The organism is Lentibacillus populi (genome assembly GCA_014642895.1).
GTDB lineage: Bacteria > Bacillota > Bacilli > Bacillales > Amphibacillaceae > Lentibacillus_C > Lentibacillus_C populi.
Genome location: BMJD01000083.1, coordinates 1 through 6,783, shown reverse-complemented (window position 1 = coordinate 6,783; position 6,783 = coordinate 1). Strand labels below are relative to the sequence as shown.

7 protein-coding genes are annotated in these 6,783 nt (G+C 38.5%); 5 read left to right on the top strand and 2 right to left on the bottom strand.

The features are described 5' to 3' along the window. Positions 1–213 precede the first annotated feature (213 nt). The 3 genes from IEX12_RS22605 to salA all read left to right on the top strand — a co-directional run bounded on the left by IEX12_RS22605 (position 214) and on the right by salA (position 2,860). On the top strand, positions 214–546 hold the full coding sequence (locus IEX12_RS22605; protein ID WP_188725944.1) for a hypothetical protein: 333 nt from the start codon (positions 214–216) through the stop codon (positions 544–546). A gap of 195 nt (positions 547–741) precedes the next feature. Continuing rightward, positions 742–1,662 (top strand): Rpn family recombination-promoting nuclease/putative transposase, encoded by a 921-nt coding sequence (locus IEX12_RS22600; protein WP_230856241.1) that lies wholly within the window; start codon positions 742–744, stop codon positions 1,660–1,662. A 127-nt stretch (positions 1,663–1,789) separates the two neighbouring features. Beyond that, positions 1,790–2,860: an iron-sulfur carrier protein/transcriptional regulator SalA gene (salA, locus tag IEX12_RS22595; protein WP_250889888.1), complete on the top strand. Its 1,071-nt coding sequence runs from the start codon at positions 1,790–1,792 to the stop codon at positions 2,858–2,860. A gap of 71 nt (positions 2,861–2,931) precedes the next feature. Here salA and gerD read toward each other — a convergent pair whose 3' ends face one another. Then, a complete protein-coding gene (gene gerD, locus IEX12_RS22590; protein ID WP_088051972.1) occupies positions 2,932–3,537 on the bottom strand; it encodes a spore germination lipoprotein GerD in 606 nt (201 codons plus the stop codon). A gap of 167 nt (positions 3,538–3,704) precedes the next feature. On the opposite strand from gerD, the gene IEX12_RS22585 reads away from it, so the two are divergent. Beyond that, complete coding sequence (locus IEX12_RS22585) at positions 3,705–4,373, top strand: KinB-signaling pathway activation protein (RefSeq protein ID WP_188725943.1); 669 nt, start codon at positions 3,705–3,707, stop codon at positions 4,371–4,373. Positions 4,374–4,458: 85 nt separating this feature from the next. Here the strand turns inward: IEX12_RS22585 and pdaB are convergent, their stop codons facing one another. Further along, positions 4,459–5,220, bottom strand: a complete 762-nt coding sequence (gene pdaB / locus IEX12_RS22580; RefSeq protein ID WP_155555578.1) for a polysaccharide deacetylase family sporulation protein PdaB — start codon at positions 5,218–5,220, stop codon at positions 4,459–4,461. A 311-nt stretch (positions 5,221–5,531) separates the two neighbouring features. Between pdaB and IEX12_RS22575 the strand changes: the two genes are divergently transcribed. Further along, a complete protein-coding gene (locus IEX12_RS22575) occupies positions 5,532–5,753 on the top strand; it encodes a hypothetical protein (protein ID WP_088051975.1) in 222 nt (73 codons plus the stop codon). Positions 5,754–6,783: the final 1,030 nt, after the last annotated feature.

Sequence of the window (6,783 nt, the reverse complement as noted above, 5' to 3'; positions counted from 1 at the left end):
AATGTCTTGTGCGTTTCATGTTGTAAGCCTCCCTAACACATTAAGTAGTATAATACATTCCACTCTTAGTGTCCAAGTTCATTTAGGGGCTTATGAGTTTCTATGCTAAAATAATATTCCTATCAATCACATTTAACTGATGTTTCGTACATCTGATTATAGTATAGTTACTTAACAATTCATCTTTACTTACATTATTTTAAGAAAGCATATATGGAGATCAAAAATATTACAGATCTTGACGATCAAACACTATATGTTCGTGTGGTTTATAATTATGCTTCCCAACTCTTTTATTTGAAAGATTATGAGCAGGTTATAATCCTTGCCAATCAATTAATCAGCTATCTTAAAAATAATCATTTATTTTATATGAGGGGTCGAACTTTTCACATGCTGGGAAAGACTTATGAAAAAATGAGTGATTTTGTTTTGGCCGAGAAATACATGTTACAGGCGATTTCTGTCTTTACGATTGAAGAGTTACCAGACTATCTCAAAAAAGCGGAGGAGGATTTGACAGTTATTCGTTCACACCTAGTTTGAGCAACATCCTTGGTTTGTGCTTCGGGTCATTCCTTCTCAGTTGCTAAAGTGTTAAAGACCAATTATGGGGAGGTTTGTCCGATAAGGATGTGTTAAGATGCAGGATCCGACTGAACCATATCCATTGCCGTTAAACAACATCACTGGTAAAATGGAACTATATGAAATACCAAAATTCAGAAAGGTTGTGCCCAGTTGGAAGCATCCACAATAGTCCTCGAAAGAAAAGCCGCTTACGTTGATCATGATCGCTTGTTCAAGGAATTAATTCAGGCTTTTTTCAAAGAATTCATGGAAGTATTTTTTCCAAAAGAGCATGCGTACATTAACTATTCGACTGTAAAATTTCTAGAACAGGAAGTATTCACAGATATCGTAAAAGGTGAAAAACGCAGAATTGATATCCTGGCTGAGGTGAATTTAAAAGGTGAGGATAAAATAGTTCTCATTCACATTGAGCCACAATCCTATTATCAAGAAGAATTCCATGAACGAATGTTTATCTATTGTTCTCGCCTCTATGAAAAACATCGTAAACCCATTCTCCCCATTGGCGTTTTCAGTTATAATAATTCCAAAGAAGTATCAACCGAATTTAACATGCATTTTCCTACATTGATTGTACTTCAATTCCAATACTTACAACTTCATTTGATAAAACTAAATTGGCGAGAATATATCAGAAGTGACAATCCCGTGGCAGCAGCACTTCTTAGTAAAATGGGTTATCAAGAACATGAACGTGTCCAGATAAAAATGGAATTTCTGCGTATGTTAAGCCGGATGGAGCTAAATCCAGCAAAAATGGAACTCATTTATGGCTTTTTTGAAACATATCTGAAATTAAGCAGAGAGGAAGAAGAAAAAATGCGAAAGGAAATTGAAAAACTGCCTGAAGAAGAAGCGGATCGCATACTGGAATTGCCTAATTCCTATAGAGAAGAAGGAAGAGAGGAAGGAAGAGAGGAAGGAATGGAAATAGGGATTCAACGGGGAAAAGAACAAATGGTAATGCAAATGTTGAAAAAACGATTAGCAGACGACCTTATTGCTGATATAGCAGGCTTAAGTGTGATGAAAGTAAGGGAAATGAGGAAGAGGCTGGACGAAGGTTAATGAATGTCCTTACTAATTCACCAGTCCATGATTCAAATCACTTAGATTTTACCTGATTTATGTTATACTAGCTGTGGATGATGGATTTGTGCAGGCGCTTGCAAATCCTGTCGATGCTAGAAAAGGGATGGTGATTTACGTGCTTTCAAAGGATGAAGTTATTCAATTACTTAACCCAGTTAAGGATCCTTTTTTACATAAAACACTGGAAGAAACAGCTGGTGTAAAAGAGGTTACGATAAAGGAAGATAAAAAACATGTCAGTGTTAAAGTTGCGATCGGCAAAACAAATACTGCTGAACAAATGCAACTACAGCAGCAAATTGTTGGTATTTTAAAGAAAAACGGCGCGACAACAGTTGGATTGCGCTTTGAAAAATTACCTGATGAAGTTATTCAAAAGTATCAGCCAGCCGTGGAAAAAGAACAAGAAGCATCACTTATGGGCGGAAATACGAATACGAAATTTATCGCTGTTTCCAGTGGTAAAGGTGGCGTAGGAAAGTCAACTGTTACGGTTAACCTTGCTATTGCTTTAATGCGCCTTGGGAAAAAGGTTGGCATAATCGACGCCGATATTTATGGGTTCAGTATACCAGATATGATGGGTGTGGAAACACGTCCGGTTGTACGCAATGAAAAAATTTATCCTGTTGAACGGATGGGGGTTAAAGTCATTTCGATGGGCTTTTTTGTTGAGGATAACTCCCCAATCATTTGGCGTGGCCCAATGCTCGGCAAAATGTTAAACAGCTTTTTCAAGGAAGTGGAATGGGGCGAGCTTGACTATTTACTGCTTGACCTGCCACCAGGTACTGGTGATATTGCAATGGATGTTCATGAATTGCTCCCAACCTGTAAAGAAGTCATTGTTACGACTCCACATCCAACAGCTGCGTTTGTAGCGGCTCGGGCTGGACAAATGGCCGTGAAAACAAACCATGAAATTTTAGGTGTAGTGGAAAATATGGCTTATTTTGAAAGTGAGAAAACAGGTGAGAAAGAGTATGTCTTTGGCCGGGGCGGCGGTAAAAAATTGGCAGAAGTACTGAAAACACAAGTACTTGGTCAGCTGCCACTGCAACAACCGTATGAGGAAGAGGATGTTTTCGCCCCATCTGTATATCAGGAAGATCATCCAATTGGAAAAGAATATCATAAGATCGCTGCGAAAGTTATTGCAAAAATAGAAGGTTAAAATAAGAGGTGGCTGCTGTCACCTCTTTTACGTTAAAATGGTAAAACTCATTTAGCTTACTCTTTGTTACTTTAGGATTCTCCGCCCCCGGAACCACCTTTATCCTTTGATTTATCTCCTTGTTTCTGTTTCCCTTGCTCCTCAGCAGCTTTTAATAGGGTTTCTGCCATTTTTGCTTGGAATGTTGGTGTTTGTAAGGTTTCATTGATGGTGTCTTCTAAATGGGAACGAAATTGCTGGCTTTTCATTACTTCCAGCATTTGCTTAGATACTTCCGGATTATTTAGAAGTTCCAGAAGTTGCTTTTGAAAACCTGGATCGTTCATTAAATCCTTAACAAGCTTTTTTTGTTCTTCGCCGATGGATTTTGTAAAGCTTTGAACAAATTCCGGATCCTGAAATAATTTCGTCCAAACCTCTTTTCCCTGTTCAGAGACAAGTGCTTGATTTACTGCCTTTTTCACAGCATCATCCTGCATGATCAGCTGCTGCTTCATCTTTTCGTCGGCCATTATTTCAGTAAGTGCCTTTTTTCCATCTTCGGTCTGTAATATATCAACAACCATCTTTTTCGTTGTATCATAATCGGCTTGGTCAGCTGTTGCGTTTTGATTACCACATGCGGACATCATCATGAATGTTAGCCCAGTAAAGGAAATAAAAATTGCCCGAAGCATTTTTTTAATCCTCCTTCCCTTACATATATTTAATATGAGGAAGAAAAGAGAGAAATATGCACCTTATGAAGGAAAAAAGCATTGGTTCGTGATAAAATACCATTGAATGTTAATTTCATGAAAAATATGCTTGAAATACATAGCACGAATGGCAGGAGGATTTTGGATTGAATAGTCGTAAATGGGTAAGACTGTTTTTTACAACATTGGCAATTGGTGGTGCTGCAGGACTTGTTACGAGCTTTTTTGTAAAAACAGCTTCCTATACAAAATGGTTAAACCCGTTTGATTTCTATGATTTGTTAGGTGTGCTAGTCTTTTTTATCGGCCTTGGCTTTGTGTTTAGTCTTGTCAGTCAAACCGGCTTTTTTGCCTATTTGTTTATTAACCGGTTTGGATTGGGGATATTCCGGTCATTTTGGCCAACAGTCCAGGTGTTGTTAATTGCATTTGTTATTTTTGATTTGGTCTATTTTCCATATAGTGCATCAGATGGCGAGGGGTCACTTCTTGTATCTATGTTGATAGCCGCAGGAATACTTATATATGGCTGGATTATTGCAAAAATAAAGGCGAGAGAAACGAACCAGCGGGCATTTATTCCGGCATTGTTTCTCATGGTAGTCATGACAACAGTCGAATGGGTACCAGGTCTCAGGACAAGTGGAACGGAGTATGCGTGGTTAATGATTGTGCCATTATTAGTTTGTAACACGTACCAGTTGCTTATTCTGCATCGGATTAATAAGCCAGATCCAGGACAAGCAGCAAAACCTGCACAACGCAAAAAAGGTTCCTCCGCAGTAAGCAAAAATAAGGGTACTAAAAAAGCATAACTATTGGATGTGATTGCAAGGACATAAAAAACGAAGGCCGATGCGGGAAATGGCAGGCCTTCGTTTTTTATTCCAGGCGAATGAATCATTCGACCAGTTCAGACTTTGCATGGGCTTGATTAATGAGCTCGGAAATGGTAACGAATTGGAATCCTTTATTTTTCAACCCGGGTAGAATAGTCTTTAATGCTTCGTTTGTTTGCTTAATGGAATCGGATGCGTGCATTAAAATAATGTCGCCGTTTGATGTTTCTTTCATCACGAAATCTGTAATGGCGTCTGTTCCAGGGTTTTTCCAGTCATTTGGGTTTACATTCCAATGAATCACGTGAAGGCCGAGGTTCTCTGCTAATGTGATGATTTCTTCGTTGAACTGTCCGCTTGGTGGCCGGACAAGGTTGATATCTTTGTAACCGAGCTTGCCAAACACCTCTTTCGCATGCAGCAAGTCCTTTTTTACTTGGTCCGTTTCCTGCTCCAAATAGCTCTTATAACGGTATCCAAGCATGCCAAGTTCATGTTCACCATCTGTAATTTTTTTGACTATTTCCGGATGCCGCTCCGCCCATTCACCACTTACAAAGAAGGTTGCTTGTACATTTTCTTGTTTCAGGCGCTTCAAAATATCAAATACCTTTTCTTCCCCCCAGCTAATATTAAAGGTTAATGCAATATTAGCCTCGTCCTTATTACCTTTCGTTAAAGCTGTAGGCTCTTCTTCAGCGGAAAAAACAGAAAATGCACCGTCGCGTTCAAACCACAAAATTAATGCGGTAAACAAGGCAAGTAAGATAACGACCATCCAACGTTTACCTTTATTTAATCGTAATGTGTAAAAGTGCTCCATCTCCATCCTCCTAAAATTTCTTTATTCTAAGTTTATGAATGGGATGGACCAATATAGAACAAGCTATTGGATGGATAAAACACAGCTAACGGGACATGCTAGAGCATAAAAGGCAGTGAAAAAGAAGGTGTAGTCGATTAGGGAGAGACCAATCATGTACATAAAATAAAAGCAGAACAACCGACAAAATTCGATATTGTTTACGAATGAATGTGGTACTGTACGTTTACTTAAAAGCGATGAAATACAAATAGGCAATACTAAAACGAGTTAGTTAACAGATTAGCAGATGAAGGTTTGAGGTGGAAGCAATGTTAGGATTATTAATTAATGATATAGAACAAAAAGAAGTGGAATATTTACTGAAACGGGAATTGGAAGAGTTATTAATGGATTTGGAGGATCATCGGATTGATCATTTAGTGAAGCGGGCAATGCGGGAACGGTACCGAATCCTTTTTCAATTGTTCCGGCGTGTAGCAAGTGAACAGGAATGCCTAAAGTACATGCCGAAGCGAACAAAGAATGAATAAAGTGACGTTCAAAAGCCGCAAAATTAGCAGGCCGACTAAGGACACCACGCTAATAGTTAACCTCGACATTAACACCTCTTGTACGTTCTAAGAAGGTTAAGACAGCTTAGTTAGAGTACAAAGGGAAACTCCCCCGAGTATGTATCGTACACTGGGTAAGTGGGAATATTCGCCAAGCAGCGGTCTGCTGTTGACTACTGAAGATTTATGTGGGGGGTCTCCTGGATACGTGAGCACAAAGGAAAAGGAAAGCTTCCCCGAGTTCACATCGTACGCAGGAAAAGAGCTAATATTCGCGAAGGAGCGGAGAAACAAGTAATCGTCCGGGGTCGCTGCTTATCATTTGGTTGGCTTTTTTGAACATCCTCTTAAAGGAAATACGTGAAATTTTTCTTCTTTAATGAATTAGGAATAACTGTATCGACAGCTAGTGCCGCATGTCTGAAATATATAACACATTGTTCACAGTTTCTTGAGAACGTATAGGATGGTTAATTCAGCTAAGTGGTACTAACTCATTTTCTTTGGAGGGTGAGGAGGCAGTTTTACCTGCCTCATGCAGATGTTAGTTAAACCAATGGGATTTCAGAGACAGGCCTTGAATATTGAAGTGGGAATCTTGGTTTCTTTAAAACTTGATAAACAAGATTGGTTGAGGCAATAGTGAAGTATGCTATTGTCCGTTTTATTTTATAATCCGTAGTCGATTAAAAAAAAGACTTGACACCTTTGTGGGGTGATTAAGAAAGATCTTATAAATTTTTCTCGTAATTTGTTGAAATAAAGTAAAATATATGCTATATTATTTCTTGTTGTCAGGTCGTTCATTATGGAGTCTTTAGTCTTTATAAAAATTATTTTTAAAAAACCTATTGACTTTTTTGAATAACCCTGATAGACTATATCTTGTCGCTAAAAACGACATAAGAAAAATTGCTCTTTGAAAACTGAACAAAACAACCAGTATGTGAACGGATGTCAGAGGTCAGAAGCCGGAGGTCAGATTCCGATGAAGTGCTTTTGACACTGA